Raw genomic sequence first — 26,856 nt, forward strand, 5'->3', positions numbered from 1 at the left:
ACCAAGGGCATTTAGAAAGGAACTATTTCTACCAGGCTATCCCATAATCTTCGCCGTGGTTGCTTGAACCTCCCCAAAATGTCCCATGCTTCCAATCAAACCAAATGGCATTGAGTGGGCCTGAAGTCCTTTCAAGCATGTTTGGCTTATAGCCTCTATTTTGCAAGTCTTTTCTTACCCAAGCAGGAACCTGATTGTTGAGCGTGATAGACCCGGGTTTTGACTCATGCGCCCCAAAGGAAGATTGGATCTGGTAATTATGGATATTGGCTGCCTCTGTAGCTTCCTGTACGGTCATCCCAAACTCGACGATATTCAAAAATAACTGCAACAAGTCCTGGTCTTGGGTATCTCCGCCCTGCACCGCAAAGGACAAGAAGGGTTTACCATCTTTCAGTGCCATACTTGGGGTCAGGGTAACCCTTGGTCTTTTTCCCGGTTCAAGGACATTGAAGGGATTGAGCCTTTCATCCAATACGAAACTCTGCATCCGCTGACTCATACCCACTCCTGTATTTCCTGCGATTGTGGCCGGAATCCAACCTCCTGAAGGCGTGATAGAAACAACCCATCCTTCTGCATCAGCTGCCTGTATGGATGTCGTGCCTGCAAGAAAATGGTCCAGAAAAGGATCATCTAAGCCTTGGATCGGCAGTTCAGGCCGGTCGTAGACCAAGGCTTCTTTCCTGTTTACCAAGAGATGTTTAAAAGGATTGGTTTCTCCCTGAAAAGGGTAGGGGTCACCCGGGCCGATTTCGGGATCGTTCTTTTCTTTGATCAGTTTTGCCCGGTCTTTCGCATATTCTTTGGAAAGCAAGCCTTTCATCGGGCTTTTGGGACTAAAATCAGGGTCTCCGTAATAGAAATCCCGGTCTGAAAATGCCAAACTCATGCTTTGATAGACTGTGTTGATATAATTGGCTGAATTGTATCCCATTGACTTAAGGTCAAAATTTTCCAGGATATTCAGACTTTGGAGCAATGCCGGACCTTGGGTCCATTCCTGAAGTTTGTAGACATCTATGCCTTTGTAATTTACTTTCAGCGGTTCTTCGATTTTCACTTTCCATTTGGCAAAATCTTCCATGGTGAAAAGACCGCCCTGTTCTCTTGCGCCTCTTACAATTTCCGCAGCAATATCTCCCTTGTAAAAACGTTCATAGGCTGCATAAATGGCTTCTTTCCTCGATTTTCCGGCTGCAAGTGCGGCTTTTTCTGTGTCCACCAATTTCTTCAAAGTCTGATACAGGTCTTCCTGCACAAAGACTTCTCCAGGATAGGGAGCTTCTCTTTCTTCTCCCAAATGGGGCAAAAACACCTTCTTTGAATAAGGCCATTCCTTGATTTTGTCCTTATTCCTTTCGATCATGTTTGCAGTCTGGGCTTCGATAGGATATCCTTTTGCCATTTCCATTGCAGGTGCGAGTATCTGTTCCAAACTCATTGTGCCATATTCGGCCAACATGGTCATCAATCCACCCGGTGTTCCGGGAGTAGTTGCTGCCAAGGGACCAAATTCTGGTGGGTAGGCCATTCCTTTTTCTTTGAAAAAATCCACTGTAGCACCTGTCGGCGCGATTCCCATGGCATTGATGGCGATGACTTTTCCGGTTTTGGGATTGTAAATCAATGCCTGTGTTTCGCCACCCCAACTCAACACATCCCACATGGTACAAACTGCCGCTAGCATGGCGCAGGAAGCGTCTATAGCGTTTCCTCCTTGGTTGAATATCATGGCGCCGGCTGTAGCACCGAGCGGTTTTCCGGTGATGGCCATCCAATGCTTTCCATGTAAAGGTGGTTTTTGGGTTTGTGCAAATGCACTTACAAAACAAAAACTGAGGAACAGGAGAATTAGCGGTTTTTTGATCATGGCTGATTGTCGATTAATTTGGGTAGTAAAGGGTCAAAGCCCTCAAATTTGCTGTTGAATTGGGTGAATAAACTGAAAAGGGAAGAAGCTTCTTTGAGATTGAGTTTGTTGCTTTCGGCAAATGCTTCCATTTCAGCTTGGTTTTCTCCGAAAATCGTAAAAATCTTTTTCTTGTTTGTAGGGATTTCGATGACGTTTTTGCCTTCGATATAGTAATAAACGTACCTTTTTACCACCCTGTCATCAGGTTCACCCACCATCAAGGCTTGGTTGTAATTTGATTCTCTGATGGAGGCGATTGTTCTTCTGACCAAGGGCAGTTTTCCATCAACCAAGACTTCAAAAAATCCGGCTATGGGCGAACCCTCATCTTTGAAATCCATGCCATTGATAAAATACCTTGGGACTCCATGTTCTGAATCTATCCAAACAATGTTTCTCACCCTTAATCCCGGGACTGTGGTAGCATCTTCTGAATTTTCTGACCTCAGTTCAAAATTGTTACTGTTTATGTTATACCTCACGAAATATCCCTCTATCAATTGTTCATCTTTATAGAGTAGGATGGAAGCTTTGTTCCATTTTGTATCCAAATAAAAGTTTCCCTGGAGTTTTTTTGGTTCAGGGGGAATTCCATAAATGGAATTTCCACCGATGAAGTTTGGTCTTTTGTTGAATAATTCGGTAATGTTGGTTGCTCTGATAGTTTTTTGCAAGGCGGCACCGGTCGCATCTTCAAAGCCCATCGGAAATAAGGTGATTACTCCCAAATTCAAATCATCTTTAACCTGAATCTGTGCCTGATAGGACTGAAATCCGCCCATTTTCACATTCAGGACATAGGTATTTGAAAAAACACTGTCTATCGTAAACTTTCCTGATTCATTGGAAACAGCAGAAAAAGCAAAATCTTTTAAAGTCACCTGAGCACCTGAGATCAATTCTTCAGTTGCCCCGTTTCTTAAGATTCCCGTCAGTGCGTACCGTTGGGCAATCAATTCCTTTGCTGAAAAAGTCAAAAACGAAACCATTAGCAATAACTTCCTGAATCTATTCATTTTGCTTTTTATTGCGGTTTAAAGTATTGATAGTAAATAGTTAGGAATACCATTTGTTTTGTAATCTGACTATGTTATCCTACATTTAACACTTGAATATAATTATTGATTTGGAATAACAGGAACAAAATACCATGTACTTATTTTTTCTTTACTTAATGGCAGGTTTTTTTGTTTTTGCAGGAACCATGCATTTTGTAAAACCAAGAATGTTCATCAAAATCATTCCTCCTTACTTTCTTCACCCAAAGGTGTTGAATGCAGTGGCCGGAATGTTTGAAATTATTTTTGGCTTGGGGTTGTTATTTGAACCTACAAGGACAATTTCTGCAATTGGAGTGATTCTGCTCCTTTTGGCCGTTTTCCCCGCCAATATTTATATGTATCAAAAAGGTGCCAAAGGAATTCCAAAATGGGCCCTGTTCCTGAGACTACCGTTACAATTTGCGCTTATCGCCTGGGCCTATTTATATGTCTAAACTGATTGACTTTGAATTTTAGTGATTTTAATTTTGAATCAAGCCTGAATGAAGGACTTGATGCCATGGGTTTTGATAAACCCACTCCAATACAAGAATTTGCCATTCCGGTAATCCAACAAGGCAAGGACCTGATCGCTTGTGCCCAGACCGGAACCGGAAAAACTGCCGCATTTATTCTTCCGATTCTTAACAAAATGGCCAAAGAAGGTCAGACCGGACTGAATACCCTGATCCTGGCACCTACAAGGGAATTGGCAATACAGATTGACCAACAGATCCAAGGATTTGCTTATTTCTTGGGTATAAGTTCAATACCCGTCTATGGCGGTGGCGACGGCATTGCATGGGAACAGCAGAAAAAAGCCATGGAAGTAGGCGCCGAAATCATCGTGGCTACTCCCGGAAGGCTGATAGCCTTATTGGCCGGCGGCAAAATCAATTTTGACAAATTGGAGCACCTCATCATGGATGAAGCGGACAGGATGCTCGATATGGGTTTTTCTGAAGATATTCTTAAAATCGTCAATTACCTTCCAAAAAACAGGCAGACGATTCTTTTTTCTGCAACCATGCCTCCGAAGATCAGGCAGTTTTCCAAACAGCTTCTCAATAACCCTGAGGAAATAAGTCTTGCAATCGGTAAGACAGCAGCCAATGTCACGCAAGGCGTATATTTGGTCTATGAAACCCAAAAGGAAGCTTTGGTGAGACATATCCTTTCCAAAAAGGATTATGAAGCAGTGATCATTTTTGCTTCTACCAAAGAAAAGGTAAAAAACCTGTATAAGTTGTTGAAAAAAGATTTTGATATTGAGGCTTTTCACTCTGATTTAGAACAAGTTGAAAGGGAAATCATCATGTCAAGATTTAAAAATAAATCCCTTAAAATTCTGATCGGAACCGACATCATTTCCCGCGGGATTGATGTGGTGGGAATCGAGTTGGTCATCAACTACGATACTCCAAATGATCCTGAAGACTATGTCCACAGGGTAGGACGTACCGCAAGGGCCGACAGCAACGGGGAAGCCATCACTTTTGTAAGTGACAAGGACCAATACAAACTCTCCAGAATCGAGCAGATGATTGGGATGGAAATTGAAAAGTTTCCACTTCCTGAAGGATTTCAGTCAGGGCCTGATTATAAAAGCAAGAGCCATCATTCGGAAAGAACGGGGGATTTCAAGGGAAAGAAAAGTTTCTCCAAGAATTCTAAAAAGAAGAAAAACTTCAAGCCAAGGGACAACCAAAACGCTACAGTCAAAGAATCCGGTCAGGCAAAACCTGCAGAATCAGTACAAACCCCAAGACCTCCAAGAGAGAAGCCTGCAGAAGCTAACAAAGACAAGAATACCCCATTTGGGAAAAGAACCAATGTGATTGAATAAGATTTGATCTTATGGTTTACAAAAAATGGGCGGTAATTTTACCGCCCATTTTTTTTATTAGAATGTAATGAGTCTTTGGTTTGCCAGGAGGTCGATTTTACTAATGTTTTCGAGTCCTCAATGCCACTAAAATCAAACAGGATCTTTATCCCCATCTTTAATTAATTGATTTTTCCTTGTCTTTTTTCAATCCAAAAGAATAATAAATCCCCAACCTATTCGTCTGAGTTCTCCTCATATAGTTATACTCCTGACCGTAAAGTGTGTACCCATTGCTGATAGAGCGATTCATATTGGCACTGCGGATGAATGTCAGCCCAATCCGCTTGTACTCCACCGATATGCCATATTGGTAATTCATATAGAAGGACTTAGGAATGGTCTCCGCCGCATTCAGTGCATCGATGACTTCCTGCGTCCAGTCTAATCCCTGAGGTTCAAGTTCCAACTTCCTGAAATCCTGAATGGCAAATACCGGTGAAGCATTTAAGTCCAAATAAACCTTTAACTTCTCTAATCCAATTATCCGATAACTTAATCCTATCGGAACTTCAATGTTCCGCATAACAGTGCCCCATCCTTTTCCCATCGATGGAAAATAGTCCGGCCAGGTCTCTGAAGTATATTCGACTGCGAATGCGATGCTAGATACATAGTACTGAACTCCCAAATTAAATAACCACTTATTTGAGATTGGATATTGGACACTGACGAAAGGCATTGGATAAGCAGTTGAAAAATTTGTTTGTTCATACCCAACAAGGGTATCCATCTGTATCTGAGAAGCACTCCACCTTCGCTCATCTACAAGACCGAAGCCCACCTTCAGGCTTTGTGAAAAAACTGCTTGACTGGCAAATAATACAAGGCAGGCAATCCAAATGGGCTTTAACTTACCCATCTATTCCTTTTCTTTTTTTAGCCAAATAGAGTAATACAAACCGATTCTCGTAGAAGATATTCGCCTGTCGAACGGATAGGTAGTTCCATTAAGTGTATATCCATTGCTAATTGATCTGCTGAGATTGGCACTTTGAAATAGACTAAATTCCAACCTTCCATAGGATAATGCTAATCCATATTGATAATTCATGTAAAAGGATTTTGGGATAGTCTCTGCTGCATTTAAAGCATCAACTACCTCCTGAGACCAGTCAGGGCCCTCTGGAACCTCAGTCATTTGAAGAGACCTAGACACAGACCAAACCGGTACCAAACCACCTCTTAGTTTAAAATTAAATTTTTCTTTTTTGAAAAGGACGTAACTTACTTCAATAGGAAATTCAAAATTGTTATTTCTTACGGTCCGTATTTTGGTAGAAATAGGTAAGGGAACTTGAACAAACAAGGCAATATTATTATAAGTGTTTTGTAGCCCTATATTCGCTTTGAACTTTGGTGAGAAAGAATAGGCATAGCCAACGTAAAATGACTCAATTGAAGTAGGGAATTTATTTTCTTCCGAAATAATTAGGCCATCCTGAGTAGTTATTTCAGAATTGCTTAACATTTGCTCATTTACAATACCAACTCCCACTCTAAATTCCTGGGAATAGCATACCACCGGAATGCTTAGAAATATTCCTATTAATAGTTGCTTAATCATCTAGTCGGAGTCCAAATAAAATACTTGAAGAGGAATGAATCTTGAAATCATTTAATGCTGCTTTGGAACAATATTCTACAACAGCAGTCCCAAGATCAACATCATTTAGATTAATTGTTGATGAAAATTGAAAATTGTTCGTACCGCCTAGGCCATTTGGGGTACTCATCCCTGTCGTTACAGTCCTTGTTCCACCTCCATCAAATTCAAACCAACGAATTGTAAAAATCTCTCCATAATTAGATTTTTCCCAATGGAACAATTCAATATCAGTTTCAACCCATGCAGCATGGCACTGGAAAATGCTACAATTCTTCCATCTGTTTCGAGCAACAATTGGGACATTTTTCCTTATTTGTTGGAGATTAGCATTACTTGATCCTGTAAAAACTATAAAGTAGACTTCAGGTTCTCCATCCTGCCATCTTTCGGCTCTAAGTAACTCTTCAAACGTTGCAAATCTAACTTGATTCACATGATCTGACTTGTTATTTAAATCTCGATCACAACCTGTGGTTCCACCACCCCCGCCAACAGGAGGATTACCAATTAAACCCCCTCCACCGCAGAAATAATCAGTATAGAAATAAAAATCATTTGTGCCATCGCTGAAGTACGGAGTTGCACTTTGAATACATGCATCATAAGTTGCTATTCTTGCGGAAGGATTTTTTGGTACTTTGACCAACCGCTCATTTTGGCTTACTACCAAAACAGGCTGATCGGGAATATTTCTAATATCCCATTCCGAAACATTGCCATCACTCAAAATCATAGGAACAAATGGATTATCCTCAAGATCCTGACTTGGAGAAATATACAAAATAGGAATGTCCCCATCGATTTCATCGAAATCGATAAGTTGTTCATCATTTCCTCTTAAAGCAACCTGCATCAGTGGATCAAACTCCAAATTGGATTCTTGTGACCGAAAGTTGGATTGGCTACCGAAGAGTGCCTCTTCAAAAGTAACTGACTTTGAGTTCGGACCTCCCAAGGATTGGCTTTTTGTGGTGAAATACAGGAAATTCAAATCACCATCAAACTGGTCTTGAATGTTTTGAGAAACGAATTTCCGCAAAGACTCATTTTTTAATCCTTGAGACAAAGCCGCTGCAAAAGTCAAACCGGGATCATTAGGATCCAAACCGGATTTTTTAGCCTGAGCCTCCAAAGCTATTTGGTTATCAGGAGTTGACTCAAAATCGCTGCATGAAAAAAGCAGCAATCCTGAAATGAGGACAGGGAAAAGTTTTTTCCCTCTTCTTACAAAATTCCATTTTACTTGAATGGTTGGGGGGGTAAGTGTTTTCATAAAGTTTAAATTAGATGTTATTAAAGAATTAATTAAAATTAAAAAACTTAATTGAAAACGTACCAATCTTTAATCATAAAATAAAACAATATTAGTTATTAATAATATTGAGGTCAGTAATAAAGGAATACAATTTTGTTGAAAGCCATCATACCATGATAGATATTTTGAAGGAATAATGAATCACCAAAAAAGTTTATTTAGGCAAACTCTCCAAAACCATCCTTACCAATTCTGCTTTTTCTTTGTCTTTGATCCATCTCGCCACGATCACCAAGTCATTTTCCTCGTCCACATAGACCATGTTGGTACCTGCACCCAAATGGAAAAAAGCTGATTCAGGGGCTGCGGGAATCTCTTTTCGGTCCGTATTCAAGAAATAATTCATAAAACCATAATTGGGTTGGACAGAAGTTGGCGTTCTGGACTTTTTGATCCAATCCTCCGAAATCACCTGAACGCCGTTCCAGTTTCCCTTTCTTAAAGTGAGGTATCCAAACCTTGCCTGATCATAGGCATTGATAAACATGCCCCCGCCCCAATGCGACCCGCCGCTGACAGACTGCATGATCTGCCCATCAAGGATGATAAAGGAATTCTCGTAACCCGTCCATCTCCAAGTCGGACTTGCCCCGATTTTGTCCATCAGATTTTCCTTCAAAACCACCGGAAGTGGCTTTCTCCACACATTGAGTATTGCCAATGCGAGGACATTCACTCTGGTGTCATTGTATTTGTAAACTGTCCCCGGTTCATTTCTTGGCCTGTTTAGCCACTCAGATGAATTGCCCTGCGGTCGGTCCGCCCAATCTGGTTTGCCCCATAGTGAACCTTCCCAATCGGAAGTCTGACGCAGCAAATGCTCCCATGTAATCTTACGGTTATGCGGTCCTTCAAAAAGATCAAAAACGTCCTCTTCATTTAGATGATCCGCTTTGTTCATCAGAGATTTGTATGGTTCATAAGGAATGATTGGCCCTACATAAGGATAAACAAGGTCCTTTTCACTTTTGATCAGACCTTTGTCGACCGCCATACCCACTGTGGAAGAGAGGATACTTTTGGCCACACTGAAAGTCAGGTCAACCCTGTCAGGTTCTCCCCATTGCCCAATGATATAGCCTTTATAAATAATCAAGCCGTTTGCAGCGCCCCGTTCTTTCATTGGTCCAACAGGGAATCCAAAAGGCTCCCTTCCAAAGGCGCTTTGATAGTGGGCCATCTTTAGGTTGGGGTCAGCCTCACTTTCTGTAGCAATGGCAAAGTCTATTGCTTGCTGAAGTTTGGCTGCATCCACCTTCATTTCTGCAGGCTTTTTCTGTTGCCAGTCCCCAAGAGAAGGGAAATAAGCTTTCTGTCCAAAGGAGGTAAAAGGGATCAAAAAAACGGTCAGGGCAAAGCATACCTTGGATATCTTTCTCATAATATTTTTTTTCGAATGTATCGGCAAATGCGTGTTCATGGAAATCATATTACAGGATTAGCCCTTTTAACATTTAAAAGGTTGGTAATAATGCGTTAAATTGTAGCGTAAAACAATTGTGACAGATATTTGTCTTACTTAAAATTGTCTGAAATGGATCATCAAAAAATTTATATAATCGGAGCCGGGATTTCCGGACTGATAGCAGCCTATGAACTTGAAAGGGCGGGATATAGTCCCGAAATTCTGGAAGCTTCAGACGGAGTTGGAGGACGGGTCCGGACAGACATGGAAAATGGATTTCGCTTGGATAGGGGATTTCAGGTATTGTTGACAGCTTATCCTGAAGCCAAAAGATACCTTGATTATGAAAAGTTAGGCCTCAAAATGTTTGATCCGGGAGCAATGGTTTTCAAACCGGGTGACTTTTTTGCTATCCATGATCCTTTGAGAAATCCCATGAGGCTATTTGGGATGGCATTTTCGAAAGTCGGAACGTTCAAGGATAAATTTAAAATTCTGAGTCTAACCAATTCTTTGAAAAAGAAAACCGAAGAGGAGATTTTTGCCGAACCATCCATTCCCACCATTGATTTCTTGAGGAATTATGGCTTTTCAGAAACCATCCTTGACAATTTCTTTAAACCTTTTTTCAAAGGGATATTTTTGGAAAATGGTCTACAGACTTCTTCAAGGATGTTCAATTTTGTCTTCAAAATGTTTTCAATCGGCTATGCTGCCTTACCTGAAAAGGGCATGCAGGAAATTCCCAATCAGTTGAAAAGCAAGCTCCAAAAGACTGTTTTCCGTTTCAATTCTCCTGTCGAAAGGGTAGAAGGAAATAGAATAATCCTGAAGGATGGCAACATATTGGAGGCTGACAAAATCATAATTGCGTCAAGGCCTGATAAAGTACTCCCACAGATGGCAGGTCAGGTCAAAGAATATAGAAAAGTTATCAACCTTTATTTTTCTTTGGAGAAATCATTCATTGCCCTTCCCATGATCGGATTGGTTCCTGATACCAAATACCTTATCAATAATTTTGTTTTTATGACCGATGTATCGAAATCCTACAGCAGTTCGGGCAAAGCTTTGCTTTCGGTCACGGTGACTCAGGATTCCAAACCTGATGACCTTTTGATCAAAATGGTTGCCTTGGAGTTGGAAGCACTCACGGGCATCAAAGCCAACTTTTTTCAACATATCAAAACATACGAGATTCTTGATGCCCTTCCACAGGTTGATGACATGCAACACGACATTTCACCGACCAATACCAAGATTCAAGACAATGTGTATCTCGCAGGAGATTATTTACTCAACGGTTCCATTAATGCAGCCATGACAGCCGGGAGAAAGGCTGCGGAAGCGGTTATGTTAAGCCTTCAACCCACCCACTAAATTGAAAAAGACCATAGCAATTGCAGGAGCAGGAGGATACATCGGACGGTGGTTTATCAACAAGTACAAAGGAAAATACAACATCGTCGCACTGAGTAGGCGGGAGGCCATCCAAAATCCTGATCCTGAAGTGGAATGGCGAAAAGTGGAACTGTTTTCAATCACTTCTACCATCGAAGCGTTGCATGGGGTAGATTATGCCATCTACCTGATACATTCCATGAGTGCTTTGACTCGGCTGGATCAGGGAAGTTTTGAAGATACAGACCTTTTGTTGGCGGATAATTTTTCGCGGGCAGCTGAGGCAAATAATATCAAACAGATCCTTTATCTCGGGGGAATTCTTCCCAAAGAAGTTGCGGAAGAAAAAATGTCTATTCACCTCAGAAGCAGGCTGGAAGTGGAAAAAACCTTGGGTGAAAGAGGTGTTCCGGTAACTGCCCTACGTGCCGGAGTCATTGTTGGCCCAGGAGGGTCTTCCTTTGAGATGGTTAGAAATCTGGTCAGAAAACTTCCCATTCTGATGTGTCCCAAATGGACCACTTCCCAAACGCAATCCATTTCTCTCCGGGATACATTGACGATCATGGATTCCTGCATTGGAAATGAAAATGTATTTGGAAAAGCCATTGAAATCGGAAGCCCTGAAATTTTATCCTACAAAGGAATGCTGGAAGAGACCGCAAGGGTGATGGGAAAGAAAAGGTTTATTTTCACAGTGCCGGTTTTTTCCGTGGGTTTTTCAAAGCTTTGGGTTTCCTATTTTGGAGAAACTCCTGCAAAATTGGTTTCTCCTTTGGTCGAAAGTCTGAAACATACTTTGACAGTATCTGAGGAGCTCAAATTCAGAGAAAAAGAAATCGATTACCTGACTTATGAGGAAAGCGTAAAGGAAGCTCTTGATCCCGCCAATAAACTCCCGGCACTTCCGAAGTTTAAAAATGACAGGGATGTAAAAAACACTGTCAGAAGTATCCAAAGGATGCCCAATACGCGCCATAAAAGTGCCTTGTGGGTTGCTAACAGGTATAAAAGATGGTTACCGACTTTTTTTAGGTTTTTGATTAATGCAAAAGAAAACAATAGGGGAGATATCGGTTTTTACCTTTTGAACGGCTCAAAACCAATGTTGCAACTGACCCTTATTCCTGATAGGAGTGACATCAAGAGACAACTGTTTTACATCACAGGAGGATGGTTGGTCAAAAGATTTGACTATGGATGGCTGGAATTCAGGGAAGTACTCGGCGGAAAATACATGATCACGGCTATACATGAATTTGTACCCAGACTTCCGTGGTTTGTCTATCTCAATACCCAAGCCAAAATCCACCTTTGGGTGATGAACCGGTTTAGAGAATACCTAGAGAAGTACAAGGGTAATTAATTTCCGATGGATATACGCTTCTTTGCCCATAACCCTGTATTCTTTTTCAGTCGGGACGGAAGACGGAAGACCCCCGCAGGGATGTTAATGAGATCGTACTCATGAAATAGAGTTAAAACGGAAATTCTATCTTCTGCCATCAATGCGTTCGGACATTTAAAACATCAAAAAAAGGAGTTCAAAATCCAGCCGCTTTGTCATCACCCCTTTTATCGGCTCCGCCTTCAAACTGTCCATTTGGAAGTTTGAGGATGGCGTCTACTTTTCCCAAAATCGGTGTGTTTCCTTCATTGATAAGATATCCTTTTGATTTTAATTCATCCAATATCTTTTTGGGAAATCCTTCCGGTTCGAAATTGATCAGGTCAGGTAGCCATTGGTGGTGAAAACGGGGTGCATCAACCGCCTGCTGCATGGTCATATCAAACTCCACTACATTCAGAATGGTCTGCAAAACCGAGGTAATGATGGTCGAACCTCCCGGTGTTCCCACCACCATGAGAAGCTGTCCATCTTTTTCCACAATAGTGGGGGTCATGGAGCTGAGCATCCTTTTACCGGGAGCAATGCTGTTGGCTTCAGCCCCGACAAGTCCAAACATATTGGGAACTCCTGCTTTGGCACTGAAGTCATCCATTTCGTTGTTCAGAAAAAATCCAAGTTCATCACTGTACAATTTGGATCCATAGGCTCCATTCAAAGTAGTCGTTATCGCCACCGCATTGCCAAAGGGATCGACAATGGAATAGTGCGTGGTTTCATCACTTTCTACGTATTGGATCACTCCTTGAGATACTGCGCTCGAAAGTGTGGATCTTCCCGGATTAAAATCTGAAATTCTATCTTTAAGATACCCCTTTTCCATCATTTCATTCACAGGAACTGCCACAAAATCAGGGTCACCCAAATAGAAATTTCTGTCTGCAAAGGCCCGTCTTTCTGCCTCTGTCAAAGTTTGGATGTATTGGGCAGAATTGTGTCCCATTGACTTCAGGTCAAAACCTTCCAACATTCCCAGGATTTGAGCCAATGTTACCCCGCCACTGCTAGGTGGTGCCATCGAAATGATCCTGATGTCTTTATAATCAAAGGAAATAGGATCACGCCATTTGGCTTCATAGCCCGCCAAATCCTCCATGGTGATGATTCCTCCTTTTGATTGGATAAAATCCACTAACTTTTGGGCAGTCTCCCCAAGGTAAAATTCATCTTTGCCATTCTTGGCTATTCTTTTCAAGGTTTCGGCAAGAATCGGGTATTTGATCGTGTCATTGGTTTTAAACTCCCTTGCAAAAAACGTATTTTCTCCATTTACCTTGATGAAATTATCTCTGTTGGAGGCAAGCCTTTTTTCCTGGTTTGAGGTCACGACAACACCCTTTTCTGCCAATTCAATCACAGGAGCGAGGATTTCTTCCATCGGAAGTGTTCCAAATCTATGGTGAACTTCAAACATTCCTGCCACCGTTCCGGGAACGCCCACAGCCAAAGCTCCCATGGTACTCAATTCAGGGATAACTTCTCCATTTTCATCCAAATACATATCCCTTGTGGCGGCTAAAGGTGCTTTTTCCCGATAATCCAAAGAACCTGTTTCACCGTTTTCCAACCTGAAAACCATAAATCCACCGCCTCCCAGATTTCCTGCAAAAGGATAAGCCACGGCCAATGCAAGCTCTGTAGCAATCATGGCATCAAAAGCATTCCCGCCTTTTTCCATGATCATCAGTCCAATCTTGGAAGATTCTTCTCTTGCTGTTACGACCATGGCTTTTTCATTGATTAATCCACGGTTTTCCAGAGAAACCGTGTCATTTTGCCTGCATGAAAAAACAAACAGGAGAACTGAAAACAGTAGAATGACAGAATGCCTTTTATTTTTCATTTTCTTTGAGAAGTGTTTCATTAAACAGTTTTAATACCCTTTTGTACTCATCCGTCCAACTGCTAGGTTCCACGAAGCCGTGGTCTTCCACAGGATAAACAGCCATTTCCCAATTGTCTTTGCCCAGTTCGATCAGACGCTGCGCCAGCCTGACCACGTCCTGAAAATGTACATTGACATCGATCATGCCATGCGCTATCAATAAATTCCCTTTCAGTCCTTCTGCAAAATAAATGGGAGAGGACCTCTTGTAAGAAATAGGGTCATTGAAAGGTTCATTCAGGATATTGGCTGTATAGCCATGGTTATAGTGTGCCCAATCTGTCACGGACCTCAAAGCAGCGCCTGAGGTAAAGGTTCCAGATTCATTGAACAGCGCCATCAGGGTGATGAACCCGCCATAACTTCCACCATAAATCCCGATCTTCCCGGGTTTTACGCCTTGATTTTCCATCAGAAACTTGGCACCATCCACTTGGTCAGAAAGGTCTTTTCCGCCCATGTGACGGTAAATTCCCGTTCGCCAGTCTCTGCCATATCCAGCACTTCCCCTGTAATCTATATCTAAAACCGTGTAACCCAAATCCGTCAAAAGATTATGGAACATGTATTCTCTAAAATAGGTTGACCACCATTTATGGGCATTTTGCAGATAACCCGCCCCATGTACAAAAATCACCGCAGCTCCATTGCTTTTGATGGCCTCAGGCACATATAACCTTGCAGGAACCAATTGGCCGTCAGCAGCTTTGAAGTTTACCATTTGTGGATCACGCCAAGAGTAGGATTTGAATTCTTCGCTTTGACCAAAAGTCAATTGCCTTGGTTGGGATTTGGGTGTGTTGGGTTGGATATATAATTCTGTTGGTTGATTGCTGTAAGAATAGAGGATTGCCATGTTTTTCTCATCCGGAGAAAGGGATACTTCATTGTTTCCGGTGAGTGTGGTCAGCTTTTCCATTTTGCCCCCCATGATTGGCATCATATAAAAATGTCTTTCTCCCGGGTGGACTTCAGAAGTGGTGAGGTACCAAAACTTCCCGTTTTTGGAAATAAAGGGATCAAAGACCTCAAATTTACCTGATGTCAATGCTTTTTTGTTTCCTGTGGTTACATCCAATAAGTAAAGATGGGAATAGCCGCTTTCCTCAGATTGGAAGTAAATGTGCTTGTTATCAGGTAACCATCCCAAAGTTCCTCCACCAAAACCCCATCCGATCCCCGGACCTGCGATCCAAGCTTCATCGCGTTGTCTGTCAACAGATTTCAAGGTTGCTGACTCAAGGTCAAGAAGTGTAATCCACCTGTCTTTGTTGTCGTTTGCACGGATATTGACAATGGCATGCTTTCCGTCATTTGAAAATACAGGAGCTGCAATGGCAACTTTCCTTAATTTTTCTTCCCATGTCTTATCGGGATAATCTTTGATATAGTCAGGAAGATCTTTGATCCCGGGAAGACTGTCTGTAGCCACATAGACCACAGTGTCTTTTGCAAAACTGTAGACTGCAAGCTCTATGGTTTGTGGATTATCTCCCACTTTGGACCTTGTATTCAGGTTGGTCGTATAACCTGAAGCATCGGTGTAATCCGGCACTTCTGTCCTTTTGTTTTCAGCGCGGCCTAGCAGTAGGAGTGTGGCGTACTTTTCATCAGGCGAAAGTTGGATATTGATCACCTGCTTGCCTTCCGTATAAAAGGTGAAAGGTTCTTTTTCAGCAATAGACTTGTAATAATTTTTAGACTTTTCTTCTTTTTCTTTTCTCTCATTCACCACCGATAGAAGGTTCAGGTTGTCTTCCTGAAGCCATTTCTCTCTTTCTGCCTTCTTTTCTTCTTTGTCCTTTGGCCTGCTTCCGTTTTGGACCCGGGTCATTCGTTGAAGTTTGCCGCTTGGGATATCTAAGACAAAAAGATTGCCGGATGATTCAAAGGCAATCCTGTTTTCATTGGACAAAAACACAGGATTTGACAACCTTTCCCCAAAGTTGATCAGGGAAGTCTTACTGCCTGTGGCAAGGTCATAAAGTAAGATTTCTCCATCCTTTGCGTAGATTTTCTTGGTTTTGGCCAGGTTGCTTTTGGCATTTCGGGGAATTAGGTTTTTTTGTTCCTGTAGTCCAACTTTTACCGGATTTGATCCTAACGAAAGTCCAATTTTATAAAGGGAATCAGCAGGGTGCTGTTCCGGATTATATTTAAAATAGATTGATTGACCTTTGTCATCCCATTGAAGATCAGATGGGAAAGTCCCCATCCATTTTGGGTCATTCATGATTTTTTCTACGGAAAGTTCGCTTTGGGCAAGGGAATATTGACCAAATAAGATACAGGAAAAAGCGAACAGAAATAGGCTTTTCTTCATAAAGAAAGGGTTTTGTAAAACTGATGATGGGAATAAAGTTCTAAGAACCGTATTGATTTGAAAATAAAAAAATGGGAAGAGGTAAAAAAATGGTTTTGATTACAGGGAATCAAGGAAAGTGTGTAATTCTTTTTCAATAATCTCAATGTCATGAAGCAATTCATTGAAATGCTGATGGGAATTTTCAAGATCTGCCTCGATTGCTTCCAATATTTTTCTGGTCTGAATGGCACCGATATAACTTAAGCTTGGCTTTGCTTTGTGGCATCTCCTCTTGATCTGGGCCCAATCTTGAGTAGCATACAATTCATCCATGTTTTTTAAATCCTTCAGGTTTGAATCCAGAATTATCTGGATCATTTCCTGCAACATTTCTTTGTCGTCATCGCCGAAATACTGAAAAATTGTTTGCGGGCTAATAAGCTGATACATAAAATATTCAAATAGCTGTAAGGAGTATATAACAATCAAATTTATGTATTTCAAAATAAATAAAAGTGGTTTTATTGTTTTTTTTTAAAATCACGATTTCACCGCTTTCAATAAAATTTATAAGATGTTCATTCTGCGATAGTTTCAGATTTTATATCAACAAATTAACTCCTAATTTTAACTTCTCAAAACATCTTAAAGTTATTCATGTTTCACTTTTTATTGCTATGAAAAAAAACAAACTCGTATTCTTGGTGCTCGCTGCCTTATTTGCTTTGTGCATGCTTTGGATAGGAATTGATATGTCAAGAAAGACAACCTTTCCGGGATCCAAACGGAATTTAAAAGAAAGAATAGCCCCCTCAGACACCTTAGATGCAAATGTCAAAGAAACAAAAGATTGATGTCAACCTGATCGATCTGGATAAAATGAAAGAAAAGACCACTGACATTCCGGGTCTTTTACCCTATGCCCATCAGTCTGGAAGTGCTCTCATCAAGCCGGAAGATAAAGGAAAAATAACAGGTAGGGCAGTGGCTGCGATGCATTCCCAAACCGAAATGCAGATGGCCCAAATCTACCAACAGATGCAGCTTTTGGCTGACCAAGCCAAGCTGATCCAAAAAAGGGTAGAGATCTCTGAGAGAATTTATAAAACATCCATGGGTTTTGAACCGCTTATCAACCACCATTATTTTTTGTATGAAAAGGAAGATGGATCTGATTTTCTAAGTTTGGTGGCACCCGAAGAATGGGGCAGAAAAAGCAAGCATTCCAAGTTCATCGCTGAAATTAAACTCCTGGCGGACCACACTTGGGAAATCATCCGAAAAGATGGTTAATTTTGCCCATGCACCATTTAAAAGTGGAGAATATTTACAGGATCCTCAAAGATTCTGACCTCCAAGTAGAACACAACTACCAGTTGGATGTCAACCCCGGCTTTCTTAAAGGAAAGGGGGAGATCCTTTTGAATGAAGCCTTTTCGGGTCTTGGAGGAAATGGAAATGTTCCCCTTCTCGAAAAGCTGAGGTTCGACTTCAAGATCAACAGACATGTATTTCTCTATGACGACGAGGTGCATTTTAACAGGTACAGGCTGGCAACGCTCAAAACCTCCTTGTATGAAGTTTTTTCTTTCCCTTGGGCAGAGGCATATCTCCGGCTTTGCAGGACTTATGAAAAGGAATGCCTAAAGACGGGGTTACAGGAAAGGGTTTGGAACGGGCCGCCAATTGCAGGAAAGCTTTTTGGGAAAAGCGAACCTCCCGGGGACCTTTCAGCAAATGGATCCTCCGGATGGAAACTGAATGCCTACAACGACACCCAATATGATCTCGTAAGCCGACTTCACGGCTATAAACTCATCAGAATACCGCTCTATGAAAACCTCATGATTGGGGGAAGCCTGAAAAAAATAGATGATTTGTTGTTGCACCCAAAAGAGGAAAACCAACAAGGTATCTTGAATTGGTTTTCAAGGAAATTGGTTTGAAAGTCCAAGCATCTTTAGGAAAACAAGCCAAAAATCTCTCTGTCTATCCGCTGTACAATCGATGAAAAATCTTCGGGATACTCCACAAAGTCCATCTGGTTGACATCCACAATCAACAATTTACCTTTATCATAGCCACCGATCCATTCTTCGTAATGGGAATTCAGGTTTTTTAGGTAATCAATCCGGATGGCATTTTCATAGGATCTGCCCCTTTTCTCAATCTGGCCCACTAATTTGGGGATATCAGCCTTCAGATAAATCAGCAGGTCGGGTGGTTTGACAAAATTGATCATCGAGTCGAACAGGGAAAGGTAATTTTCATAATCTCTTTCTGAAAACAATTTTGATTTGTAGAGATTGGCTGCAAAAATATAGGCATCTTCATAGATTGTCCTGTCCTGAACCACCGACAAACCGCCTTCCCTGATCCGTTTGATTTGGTTGAACCTGCTGTTGAGGAAAAATACCTGAAGATGAAATGACCAACGCTTCATATCTTCATAAAAATCAGCTAGATAGGGATTATTTTCTACCGCTTCCAACTCTGCATGCCAACCGTAATGCTTGGCCAATTTGATGGCTAAAGTAGTTTTTCCACTTCCTATATTTCCTGATACCGCTATGTGCATGGTAGTTTTTACTTTAATCTTCGCCCTATTTATCCAAATCCCAAAATGCTAAGCCCTTACTTAAACCTTGCTGACACCTTGAGGTCTTTGCTTCCCGGCGTATATACATAAAATCCTTCGCCTGTTTTCACACCTTTAAAACCTGCTTCCACCATATTGACTAACAGTGGACAAGGCGCATATTTCGGATTTCCAAAACCATCATGCAATACCTTCAGAATGGAAAGACAGACATCAAGGCCTATAAAATCCGCCAACTGTAATGGCCCCATAGGATGGGCCATACCCAACTTCATTACCGTATCGATTTCTGCAATCCCCGCCACCCCTTCAAATAATGTATAGATAGCCTCATTGATCATCGGCATCAAAATCCTATTGGCCACAAAACCCGGATAATCATTCACCTCTACCGGTGTTTTTTCGAGATTGGAGGAGATTTCCATCACCAATTGCGTTGTTTCCTTGGAAGTAGCATATCCTTTGATCACCTCCACAAGCTTCATCACGGGAACCGGATTCATAAAATGCATGCCGATCACCTTGTCCGGCCGCTTTGTAACAGAACCTATTTTTGTTATTGAAATAGAAGAAGTATTGGTAGCCAAAATGGTATTCTTGGGACACAATTCATCCAATTGGCGGAAGAGATCCAATTTTACACCAAGGTTTTCTGTTGCAGCCTCAATCACCAAATCAGCATTCTTCACACCCTCTTTCAGGGAATTAAAAGATTGGATGCGGCTCAAGGTGTCCTGCTTGTCATATTCAGTCAAAGTTCCTTTGGTCACTTGCCTGTCTAAGTTTTTGGAAATTGTAACCAAAGCCTTATCCAAGGCAGCCTGATTGACATCTATGAGGCAGACGTGGTAGCCATATTGGGCAAAAACATGGGCGATTCCGTTTCCCATTGTTCCGGAACCAATAACAGAAATAGTATTCATTTTGATTTGGGTTTAGTATTCAGGTAGTTAACTATTGAAATGAAAAATGTACCGAAAAGGATTTGATTTTCCCCGTCAAATTTTGACCAAATCTAATTTGATTCGGAAGCAAATCCAATTCTCAATCATATAAAATGGCTAACTTTGGGCCATGAAAGAATTAGGAAAAATCAGTTCACTCCTTATAAACAGGTTCACTGCCAATGGTGCTTACCTTGCACTGCGTGAAGGCGGGGAAGTTTTATTGCCAAAAAGCTACCTCAAAGGTGAGGAGAAAGAGGGAGAGGAACTGGAAGTTTTTGTTTATACAGACAGTGAAGACCGACCTGTGGCAGTCACCAACAGGCCAACCGCATTATTGGATGAATTTGCCGTCATGGAAGCCAAGGAAATCACGGATTTTGGTGCTTTCATGGATTGGGGTCTTCCTAAAGACCTTTTTGTTCCTAAATCAGAAATGGGCAAAACCATGGAAGTCGGGGGTAAATACCTGGTAATGGTCTGTCAGGATTACAAGACCAACCGCTTGATCGGCGTATCAAAATATGAGGATTTCATCCTGAGCGACACGCAGGCATATGTTTCAGGTCAGGAAATAGATGCGCTGATTTTTGAAGAAACCGATTTGGGTTTCAAAACACTTATTGACGGAAGTTATGAGGGATTGATTTATAAAAATGAGGTCTTTCAACCCATCAAAGTAGGGGACAAAACCAAGGCTTTTGTCAAAAAACGCCGCGATGACGGCAAAATTGACTTGCAGCTTTTACCATCAGGCAGGGAAAAATACGAGGAAGGGGCTGAAAAAATCCTGGAAGCCTTAAAAGTCCGGAAATTTTTGCCCCTTCAAGATAAATCATCCCCTGAGTCTATCAAAGAGTTATTGGGAATGAGTAAAAAACATTTCAAACAGTCAATAGGTCAACTGTATAAAGCCAAAAAAATTACTATCCATGAGGATGGAATCAGACTCGTCTAGTCCAGTTCCAGAATATGGTTTGGCGTAAGACAAAGTACTGCTTTGTCTTTTTTTATGGCTATAGGTGCTTTCAATAAGTGTGGATTTCTGATTAGGATGTTGAGCCATCCTTCATCATCCCAGGATTTTCCCGCAATCAGATTTTGGTAATCGGGATGAGCCCTGTTCATCAGGTCCTTTGGCCTGAGGTTTAACTTATCCAAAATCGTCCTCCAACCTGTCATCGTAATGGATTCCTTCTCGATGTTGATTTCATTGATATGTCGGGCTACGGACTTTGCATAAGCCCTCATCTGCTTGTCTACTTGATGGCTTGGATTGAAGTAGAAAAACAATTCGTTGGGATGTCCTTTCATAGTCTATTGGTTTACAGACATTTAATATACATTTTTTAAGAGGAAGTACCAAGGAATATGCCTTCAAATTTCACAATAATGAATTTTTATCTGTCCGGAAATTCTACAAAAAAGTCTGAAAAACTGCCATCCAATGAAATTGAGGTTTGAATGCAGCTACAGGAGCTTCTATATTTTTTTGGAAGGAAGCAAAGAATGAAATTTGGTTGCTTAAAAAAATCAACTCATTCTCTCATATTTTTTCAACTTTGAAAACGCCTTTTTATCACAGACTTAACCCTCAGAACTACTTTGATTTGTATTCTTGTCTTTGAAATATTTAAAGACTTTATCAAAGATTGTAGGAAGTAAGACAATCTGTTTATTATTTTAGGGTTTAAAACCTATTGAAAAATAACAATGAGCAAAGAACAGGAACATTTTTTGGGAATAGATGTCGGAGGGACCCATCTAAAAATTGGCCTTGTCAACAAACAAGGGGAAATTGTTTCGTTTGATAAAATCGACACAGCACCATACCGTGATGACTCCAAAGGTTTCAGTGTCTGCTTTGCAGACAACATGGTTGACATTCTGAAGAAATATCCTGAAGTCAAAAAAGTAGGTATCGGTTTGCCCGGTTTGATCTCCAAAAACAGAACAACCACACTTGAAATCCCTGCCATCCCTGACCTGAACGGCTATAACCTCAAGGGTGAACTCAAAAAAAGATATCCCGGTATTTCATTCTATCTGGAAAATGATGCCGCTGCCGCTGCTATCGGTGAATACAGGTATGGCAAAAACAATCCTCCTGAAAATTTCCTTTTCATCACCATGGGAACAGGAATCGGAAGTGCATTGGTTTTGGATGGGGAAATATTTAAAGGATCGCGTGGCAATGCCATGGAAATGGGCCACATGCTTTCCCGCGGAAACGAAGGATTGGAGAAGTTGGTAGGAAGAAACGGCATCCTCAAAATTATGGAACGGTTTATCCAAGGTTATCCAAGACTCGCGGGTGAACTGATAGACCAAGAGCTTGGTACCCATCTCTTGGTCGATACCGCAAAAGCAGGAAATGAGGTTTCTCTGATGGTATTCGAGGAAGTTGGGAGGATTTTGGGTGAAGCCATCGTGTCTACCATCCGAATTCTGGACGTGACCCATGTCTATTTTGGAGGTGGAATTTCAGCAGGATTAGAATATATGATGCCTTCTTTGGACAAGACTGTCAGACAGTATCTGACTCCTTACTATGTAAAAGACCTCCAGTTGGTCAGGGCGACTTTGGCCAACAATGCCGGTACCCTTGGGGCGGCAGCTTTGTGCTTTATGGATGAAGATTAAGAGTTTTAAGGTTAAAATATTAGAAGGTTTTAAGGTTCACAAGGTTCCTTAAAACCTTTTTTTTTGGATAATTTCTAAATTTCAAATTTATTTATCCAATCAATTGAGGGTAAAATATAAGCTAACCCTAATTTTTGAATCAATATCCATAAATATCAAATATCAATGAATATCAATAATTCAGAATTTTTACTCTTTCCCAACCCTTAAACTTTTCCAACCTTTTAACCTCTAACCAATTAACCTTTAACCATTTTCTCACGGATCCAACCTGCTGATTACCACCTCACTTACCCTACTGTAAGCATTCATCCTGAGCATCACTTTCATAGGCATTTCGGCTGCGGCATCAAACTCCGGACACGATGGTGCCGGATTGATAAAATAGATGAAAAAAGATTGGCTCCTGTCTGTCAACTCGACTTTGTCAGGCCTTCCAAAAGTCTTGATAATTGATTGGTTGTCTTTTCCCAACAAATCATTTTTAACTACCCTAAAAGCTTCTAATTCTTGCATTCGTAATCCAATACAACCATCTCTGTCATTTTTCCAGTTTTCGAGATTCACATTTTTGAGGTCCACTTTGCTGGAACAGGCGGAGGAAAGGACTGAAAATGAAATTATTCCAAAAACAACAATAAAAATATTACGCATTTTGAGGGGTTTGATTGACTGATTTTTGGAAATTTTTAACAGTTCCATAATTAAACCAAAGCCAAAAGTAGGAGAGGGCTGCATAAATAGAAAGGAAAACAATGGATATGTTCTCGGGCGCCAGTTCTTTTAGGATAAACCAATTTGCCAAAACAAATACCGCCACCCTTAGAACCTCCTGAACATGATACCATCTCTTTTGTTCAAAAATCCCGGAGAAACTTACAGTACTCCAAACAATCAGCGTGGATAGGCCAACTTTGGTCATCCAGTCAAATTTGCCCAGATTGAAAAGGAAAAAGGCCGTCAAACCCATCAGCACTACGTACTGGAAAAACACATAATAATTGAGGGCCAAAGGCACGGTAGTATCGAATTTTTTGTAATCAGGACCCACATCTTTTACGGGACGGTAGCCTCCAAGGTATTCCGGAAGCCATCCGGGTTTATTGAACAGATACCGTGCTTTGTCTTTTAGGTTTGGAATCATTTCCAATTCCTTTTTCATCGTCGCATAATGGGAAATATTTACCCAAACAGGATTCCAGCTTTGCACAGGAGTCGTAATACCATAAGTTGGCCTTTCTTCCTCTTCCTGAAAAGTACCAAACCACTTGTCAAAGATGATAAAGGTACCGCCGTGGTTTTTGTCAATGTATTTGGGATTGCGCCCATGATGTACACGGTGGTGGGAAGGGGTATTCATAAATTTTTCTAGAAAACCCATCCTGTCAATCGCTTCTGTATGGATCCAAAACTGGTATAGCAAGTTAATGCCGGACACCAACACCAACATCACCGGATCAAATCCGATTACCGCCAAAGGCAGGTAAAACATGAATGTCCAGATCGTCTGCGTGGAGCTTTGTCTCAGAGCTACAGAAAGATTGTATTCCTCCGAAGAATGGTGGACAACATGACCGCCCCAAAAAAGGTTGATTTCATGACTCAGACGATGCGCCCAATAATAACACAAATCATAAAGGAAAAACAGGATAAAGAAAGTCCATACGTTGTTTGGAATCTGAAACAAACCGAATTTCTCAAAAAAGAAAGTGTAAATACCGATAGAAAGCACTTTGAGAAAAACACCAGAAACTTGGGAGACCACTCCGAGGTTAATGTTGGTAATGGCATCATTCAGCCTATAAGTAGGGTTTTTTTGAAACCTCAAAACGAGCAACTCAATCCCCATCAGGATAAAGTACATCGGGATGGCGATTACGACAGGACTCAGATTCATCTTTCTATCAGCTATTTGGGTTTTTGGATTGGAAATCTACTTATAAAAACCCAAAAAGGAAAAAACAGTTTCGGATTTGTACCATCATTAATCTTTATATTAGCGACCAAAATCAACTAGTTTTATGTATTACCGATTCGGAAAAGTATTTCATTTCATTTCAATTCTCCTGTTTTTATTCACCTTCCTGTATTTCTATTCGGCTATGCCCGATATTATCGCTTACGAACTCGATGAAAACGGGTATGCAACAAAAGAAATTTCCAAAGGGACATTCTTTTACATTGGCATCATACTTTTCGGGGTTTTGAATTTTGTCCTCATTACACCTGCAAAACTGATTGAAAACAAGAGTACCAAAACATTCAGGCAGCTGTTTCCCACAGGTGATGTTTTCAGGGATTATATGCTTACATGGATTTACAGTTTCACTGGAGTGATCAATATTTCCCTTGCGATCATGAGTTTATTCATCCATGCCATCAACAACCAGAATGAAATAGGTTCGGGCAGTTATTCCTTTTTCTTTTATCTGATCCCTATTCTTTTTCTGGTTTGGATTATCGTTTTGTTTTGGATATTGTTGCAGAAATTCAATGCAATCAGAAATAACAGTACCATTTAACCAAATTACCTGTAGCAAATTTTCATGGCAGAAAACGTAAAATACAACGAAGACAGCATCAAGTCGTTGGATTGGAGGGAACATATCAGGCTAAGACCAGGTATGTACATCGGAAAACTTGGAGACGGAAGTGCCCAAGATGACGGGATATATGTTTTGGTCAAAGAAGTCCTTGATAACAGTATCGACGAACACATGATGGGTTATGGCAGGACCATCGACATCAAAATATCCGAGCACAAAGTGGAAGTCCGCGATTACGGCCGAGGGATTCCCTTGGGCAAAGTCATAGACTGTGTTTCCAAAATCAATACCGGCGGCAAGTACGATTCAGGTGCTTTTCAAAAATCTGTGGGACTGAACGGTGTCGGTACCAAAGCGGTGAATGCACTTTCCGACTTTTTCAAAGTACAGTCCTTCCGCGACGGGGAAACAAAAGTAGCTCAATTTGAAAAAGGAATTTTGGTCGAAGACCGCCCTGTTGAAAAAACCACTGAAAGGAACGGTACCAAAGTTGTTTTCTCCCCGGATGCAGGGGTTTTCAAAAATTACCATTTCATCCCCGAATACCTCGAAAACCAGATATGGAATTATGCTTTCCTGAATGCCGGTCTGACCATCAATTATAATGGCAAAAAGTTTTTCTCTGAAAAGGGACTTTATGACCTGCTGATGAGAAAGGTGGACGAGGAAAGTATCAGGTATCCCATTATCCACCTCAAAGGAAATGACATTGAAATAGCCCTCACACACTCCAACCAATATGGAGAGGAATACTATTCCTTCGTGAATGGCCAATATACAACTCAAGGCGGAACCCACCTTGCTGCATTCAGAGAGGCCATCGTCAAGACAATCAGGGAATTTTATAAGAAAGAATATGATGCCTCAGATATCAGAGGAAGCGTGGTGGCTGCTGTAGCCGTCCGTGTCATGGAACCGGTATTTGAGTCTCAAACCAAAACCAAGTTGGGTTCCCAGACCATTGGGCCGGATGGACCTACCCTTAGGACTTTTGTCAATGACTTCGTCAAAACCGCTCTGGACAACTACCTTCACAAAAACCCGGCTGTAGCAGATGCCTTGCTCAAAAGGATTTTGCAGTCCGAAAGGGAAAGAAAAGAAATCTCCGGTATCAAAAAACTGGCAAACGAAAGGGCTAAAAAAGCCAACCTCCACAATAAAAAACTGAGAGATTGCCGGGTACATTATGACGATGCAAAAGGCGACGAGGAGCAGAAAAACAAAACCATGCTCTTCATCACTGAAGGGGATTCTGCGTCAGGTTCCATTACAAAATCACGTGATGTGCAGACTCAGGCGGTATTTTCACTACGTGGTAAGCCTTTGAACTGCTATGGCATGACCAAAAAAGTGGTATATGAAAATGAGGAATTCAACCTGCTGCAACATGCCTTGAACATTGAGGACGGAATTGAAAACCTCCGTTTCCGAAAAATAGTCATCTCCACAGATGCTGATGTTGACGGCATGCATATCCGCTTGCTCATCATGACTTATTTCCTCCAGTTTTTTCCCGACTTGGTCAAAAACGGCCACCTTTATATCCTGGATACGCCGCTCTTTAGGGTAAGAAACAAGAAGGAAACCATCTATTGCTATACCGATGAAGAAAGACAAAGGGCGATCCACAAAATCGGGAAAACCGCCGAAATCACCCGCTTCAAAGGTTTGGGAGAGATTTCTCCTGAAGAGTTTGGAAAATTTATAGGAGATGACATCCGCCTGGAACCGATTATCCTAAGCAAGGAAACCAAAATTGTAGAATTACTGAATTTCTACATGGGCAAAAACACCCCTGACAGGCAGACTTTCATCATCGATAACCTCAAAATAGAAAAAGACATCGTTTTTGATGATCCTTCCAAAAAGCAGGAAGAAGAGCACGAAGCCGCTTAAATCCAATTCCCGCTTCCCAAAAGGAAAGTCTATCAACATATCCCCAAATAAAGATGGTCT

The 26,856-nt window shown here is 41.2% G+C and carries 24 protein-coding genes; 10 read left to right on the forward strand and 14 right to left on the reverse strand.

The window, feature by feature from the left end; all coding sequences use genetic code 11:
• Positions 1–28: 28 nt before the first annotated feature.
• Both DQW11_RS00660 and DQW11_RS00665 read right to left on the reverse strand, forming a co-directional pair.
• A complete protein-coding gene (locus DQW11_RS00660; protein ID WP_113922069.1) occupies positions 29–1,873 on the reverse strand; it encodes a gamma-glutamyltransferase family protein in 1,845 nt (614 codons plus the stop codon).
• Positions 1,870–2,931 carry a carboxypeptidase-like regulatory domain-containing protein gene (locus tag DQW11_RS00665; protein WP_113922070.1) on the reverse strand — a complete coding sequence of 354 codons (1,062 nt, stop codon included), beginning with the start codon at positions 2,929–2,931 and terminating at the stop codon, positions 1,870–1,872. Before DQW11_RS00665 ends, DQW11_RS00660 begins: the two co-directional genes overlap by 4 nt.
• 134 nt (positions 2,932–3,065) lie before the next feature.
• Between DQW11_RS00665 and DQW11_RS00670 the strand changes: the two genes are divergently transcribed.
• Both DQW11_RS00670 and DQW11_RS00675 read left to right on the forward strand, forming a co-directional pair.
• Positions 3,066–3,410, forward strand: a complete 345-nt coding sequence (locus DQW11_RS00670) for a DoxX family protein (protein WP_113922071.1) — start codon at positions 3,066–3,068, stop codon at positions 3,408–3,410.
• A gap of 11 nt (positions 3,411–3,421) precedes the next feature.
• Entirely contained in the window at positions 3,422–4,801 is a 1,380-nt protein-coding gene (locus DQW11_RS00675; RefSeq protein WP_113923142.1) for a DEAD/DEAH box helicase, read from the forward strand.
• A gap of 157 nt (positions 4,802–4,958) precedes the next feature.
• Here the strand turns inward: DQW11_RS00675 and DQW11_RS00680 are convergent, their stop codons facing one another.
• The 4 genes from DQW11_RS00680 to DQW11_RS00695 all read right to left on the reverse strand — a co-directional run bounded on the left by DQW11_RS00680 (position 4,959) and on the right by DQW11_RS00695 (position 9,145).
• Positions 4,959–5,702 carry a hypothetical protein gene (locus DQW11_RS00680; RefSeq protein ID WP_113922072.1) on the reverse strand — a complete coding sequence of 248 codons (744 nt, stop codon included), beginning with the start codon at positions 5,700–5,702 and terminating at the stop codon, positions 4,959–4,961.
• On the reverse strand, positions 5,703–6,407 hold the full coding sequence (locus DQW11_RS00685; protein ID WP_113922073.1) for a hypothetical protein: 705 nt from the start codon (positions 6,405–6,407) through the stop codon (positions 5,703–5,705).
• Complete coding sequence (locus tag DQW11_RS00690; protein WP_113922074.1) at positions 6,400–7,722, reverse strand: hypothetical protein; 1,323 nt, start codon at positions 7,720–7,722, stop codon at positions 6,400–6,402. Before DQW11_RS00690 ends, DQW11_RS00685 begins: the two co-directional genes overlap by 8 nt.
• 196 nt (positions 7,723–7,918) lie before the next feature.
• Positions 7,919–9,145, reverse strand: coding sequence for a serine hydrolase domain-containing protein (locus DQW11_RS00695; RefSeq protein ID WP_113923143.1), 1,227 nt, complete (start codon positions 9,143–9,145; stop codon positions 7,919–7,921).
• A 153-nt stretch (positions 9,146–9,298) separates the two neighbouring features.
• On the opposite strand from DQW11_RS00695, the gene DQW11_RS00700 reads away from it, so the two are divergent.
• Both DQW11_RS00700 and DQW11_RS00705 read left to right on the forward strand, forming a co-directional pair.
• Positions 9,299–10,549, forward strand: a complete 1,251-nt coding sequence (locus tag DQW11_RS00700) for a protoporphyrinogen/coproporphyrinogen oxidase (protein ID WP_113922075.1) — start codon at positions 9,299–9,301, stop codon at positions 10,547–10,549.
• 1 nt (position 10,550) lies between these two features.
• Positions 10,551–11,936, forward strand: coding sequence for a Rossmann-fold NAD(P)-binding domain-containing protein (locus tag DQW11_RS00705; RefSeq protein ID WP_113922076.1), 1,386 nt, complete (start codon positions 10,551–10,553; stop codon positions 11,934–11,936).
• Positions 11,937–12,114: 178 nt separating this feature from the next.
• Here the strand turns inward: DQW11_RS00705 and ggt are convergent, their stop codons facing one another.
• The 3 genes from ggt to DQW11_RS00720 all read right to left on the reverse strand — a co-directional run bounded on the left by ggt (position 12,115) and on the right by DQW11_RS00720 (position 16,618).
• A complete protein-coding gene (gene ggt / locus DQW11_RS00710) occupies positions 12,115–13,821 on the reverse strand; it encodes a gamma-glutamyltransferase (protein ID WP_113922077.1) in 1,707 nt (568 codons plus the stop codon).
• Positions 13,811–16,186: a S9 family peptidase gene (locus DQW11_RS00715; RefSeq protein WP_113922078.1), complete on the reverse strand. Its 2,376-nt coding sequence runs from the start codon at positions 16,184–16,186 to the stop codon at positions 13,811–13,813. The genes ggt and DQW11_RS00715 overlap by 11 nt, the downstream gene beginning before the upstream one ends.
• Positions 16,187–16,285: 99 nt before the next feature.
• Positions 16,286–16,618, reverse strand: coding sequence for an Hpt domain-containing protein (locus DQW11_RS00720; RefSeq protein WP_113922079.1), 333 nt, complete (start codon positions 16,616–16,618; stop codon positions 16,286–16,288).
• A gap of 381 nt (positions 16,619–16,999) precedes the next feature.
• Between DQW11_RS00720 and DQW11_RS00725 the strand changes: the two genes are divergently transcribed.
• Entirely contained in the window at positions 17,000–17,461 is a 462-nt protein-coding gene (locus DQW11_RS00725; RefSeq protein ID WP_113923144.1) for a DUF2452 domain-containing protein, read from the forward strand.
• Between the two features lie 8 nt (positions 17,462–17,469).
• On the forward strand, positions 17,470–18,114 hold the full coding sequence (locus tag DQW11_RS00730) for a DUF7255 family protein (protein WP_113922080.1): 645 nt from the start codon (positions 17,470–17,472) through the stop codon (positions 18,112–18,114).
• A gap of 14 nt (positions 18,115–18,128) precedes the next feature.
• Here DQW11_RS00730 and DQW11_RS00735 read toward each other — a convergent pair whose 3' ends face one another.
• A complete protein-coding gene (locus DQW11_RS00735) occupies positions 18,129–18,746 on the reverse strand; it encodes a deoxynucleoside kinase (RefSeq protein WP_113922081.1) in 618 nt (205 codons plus the stop codon).
• A gap of 56 nt (positions 18,747–18,802) precedes the next feature.
• Positions 18,803–19,690: a 3-hydroxybutyryl-CoA dehydrogenase gene (locus DQW11_RS00740; protein ID WP_113922082.1), complete on the reverse strand. Its 888-nt coding sequence runs from the start codon at positions 19,688–19,690 to the stop codon at positions 18,803–18,805.
• Positions 19,691–19,841: 151 nt separating this feature from the next.
• Between DQW11_RS00740 and DQW11_RS00745 the strand changes: the two genes are divergently transcribed.
• Complete coding sequence (locus DQW11_RS00745; RefSeq protein ID WP_113922083.1) at positions 19,842–20,669, forward strand: CvfB family protein; 828 nt, start codon at positions 19,842–19,844, stop codon at positions 20,667–20,669.
• On the opposite strand, the gene DQW11_RS00750 is transcribed toward DQW11_RS00745, so the two are convergent.
• Positions 20,666–21,025, reverse strand: a complete 360-nt coding sequence (locus tag DQW11_RS00750; RefSeq protein ID WP_113922084.1) for an arsenate reductase family protein — start codon at positions 21,023–21,025, stop codon at positions 20,666–20,668. The genes DQW11_RS00745 and DQW11_RS00750 overlap by 4 nt on opposite strands.
• A gap of 399 nt (positions 21,026–21,424) precedes the next feature.
• On the opposite strand from DQW11_RS00750, the gene DQW11_RS00755 reads away from it, so the two are divergent.
• On the forward strand, positions 21,425–22,354 hold the full coding sequence (locus tag DQW11_RS00755) for an ROK family protein (protein WP_113922085.1): 930 nt from the start codon (positions 21,425–21,427) through the stop codon (positions 22,352–22,354).
• 258 nt (positions 22,355–22,612) lie between these two features.
• Here the strand turns inward: DQW11_RS00755 and DQW11_RS00760 are convergent, their stop codons facing one another.
• Both DQW11_RS00760 and DQW11_RS00765 read right to left on the reverse strand, forming a co-directional pair.
• Positions 22,613–23,008, reverse strand: coding sequence for a hypothetical protein (locus DQW11_RS00760; protein ID WP_113923145.1), 396 nt, complete (start codon positions 23,006–23,008; stop codon positions 22,613–22,615).
• A complete protein-coding gene (locus tag DQW11_RS00765; RefSeq protein WP_113922086.1) occupies positions 23,001–24,251 on the reverse strand; it encodes a sterol desaturase family protein in 1,251 nt (416 codons plus the stop codon). The genes DQW11_RS00760 and DQW11_RS00765 overlap by 8 nt, the downstream gene beginning before the upstream one ends.
• A 124-nt stretch (positions 24,252–24,375) precedes the next feature.
• Here DQW11_RS00765 and DQW11_RS00770 point away from each other — a divergent pair, with 124 nt between their 5' ends.
• Positions 24,376–24,876, forward strand: a complete 501-nt coding sequence (locus DQW11_RS00770; RefSeq protein WP_113922087.1) for a DNA topoisomerase IV — start codon at positions 24,376–24,378, stop codon at positions 24,874–24,876.
• A 24-nt stretch (positions 24,877–24,900) separates the two neighbouring features.
• Positions 24,901–26,796 carry a DNA topoisomerase IV subunit B gene (locus tag DQW11_RS00775; RefSeq protein ID WP_113922088.1) on the forward strand — a complete coding sequence of 632 codons (1,896 nt, stop codon included), beginning with the start codon at positions 24,901–24,903 and terminating at the stop codon, positions 26,794–26,796.
• Positions 26,797–26,856 lie beyond the last annotated feature (60 nt).

This window comes from Cognataquiflexum aquatile (assembly GCF_003316845.1).
In the GTDB taxonomy this organism is placed as follows: Bacteria; Bacteroidota; Bacteroidia; order Cytophagales; family Cyclobacteriaceae; genus Cognataquiflexum; species Cognataquiflexum aquatile.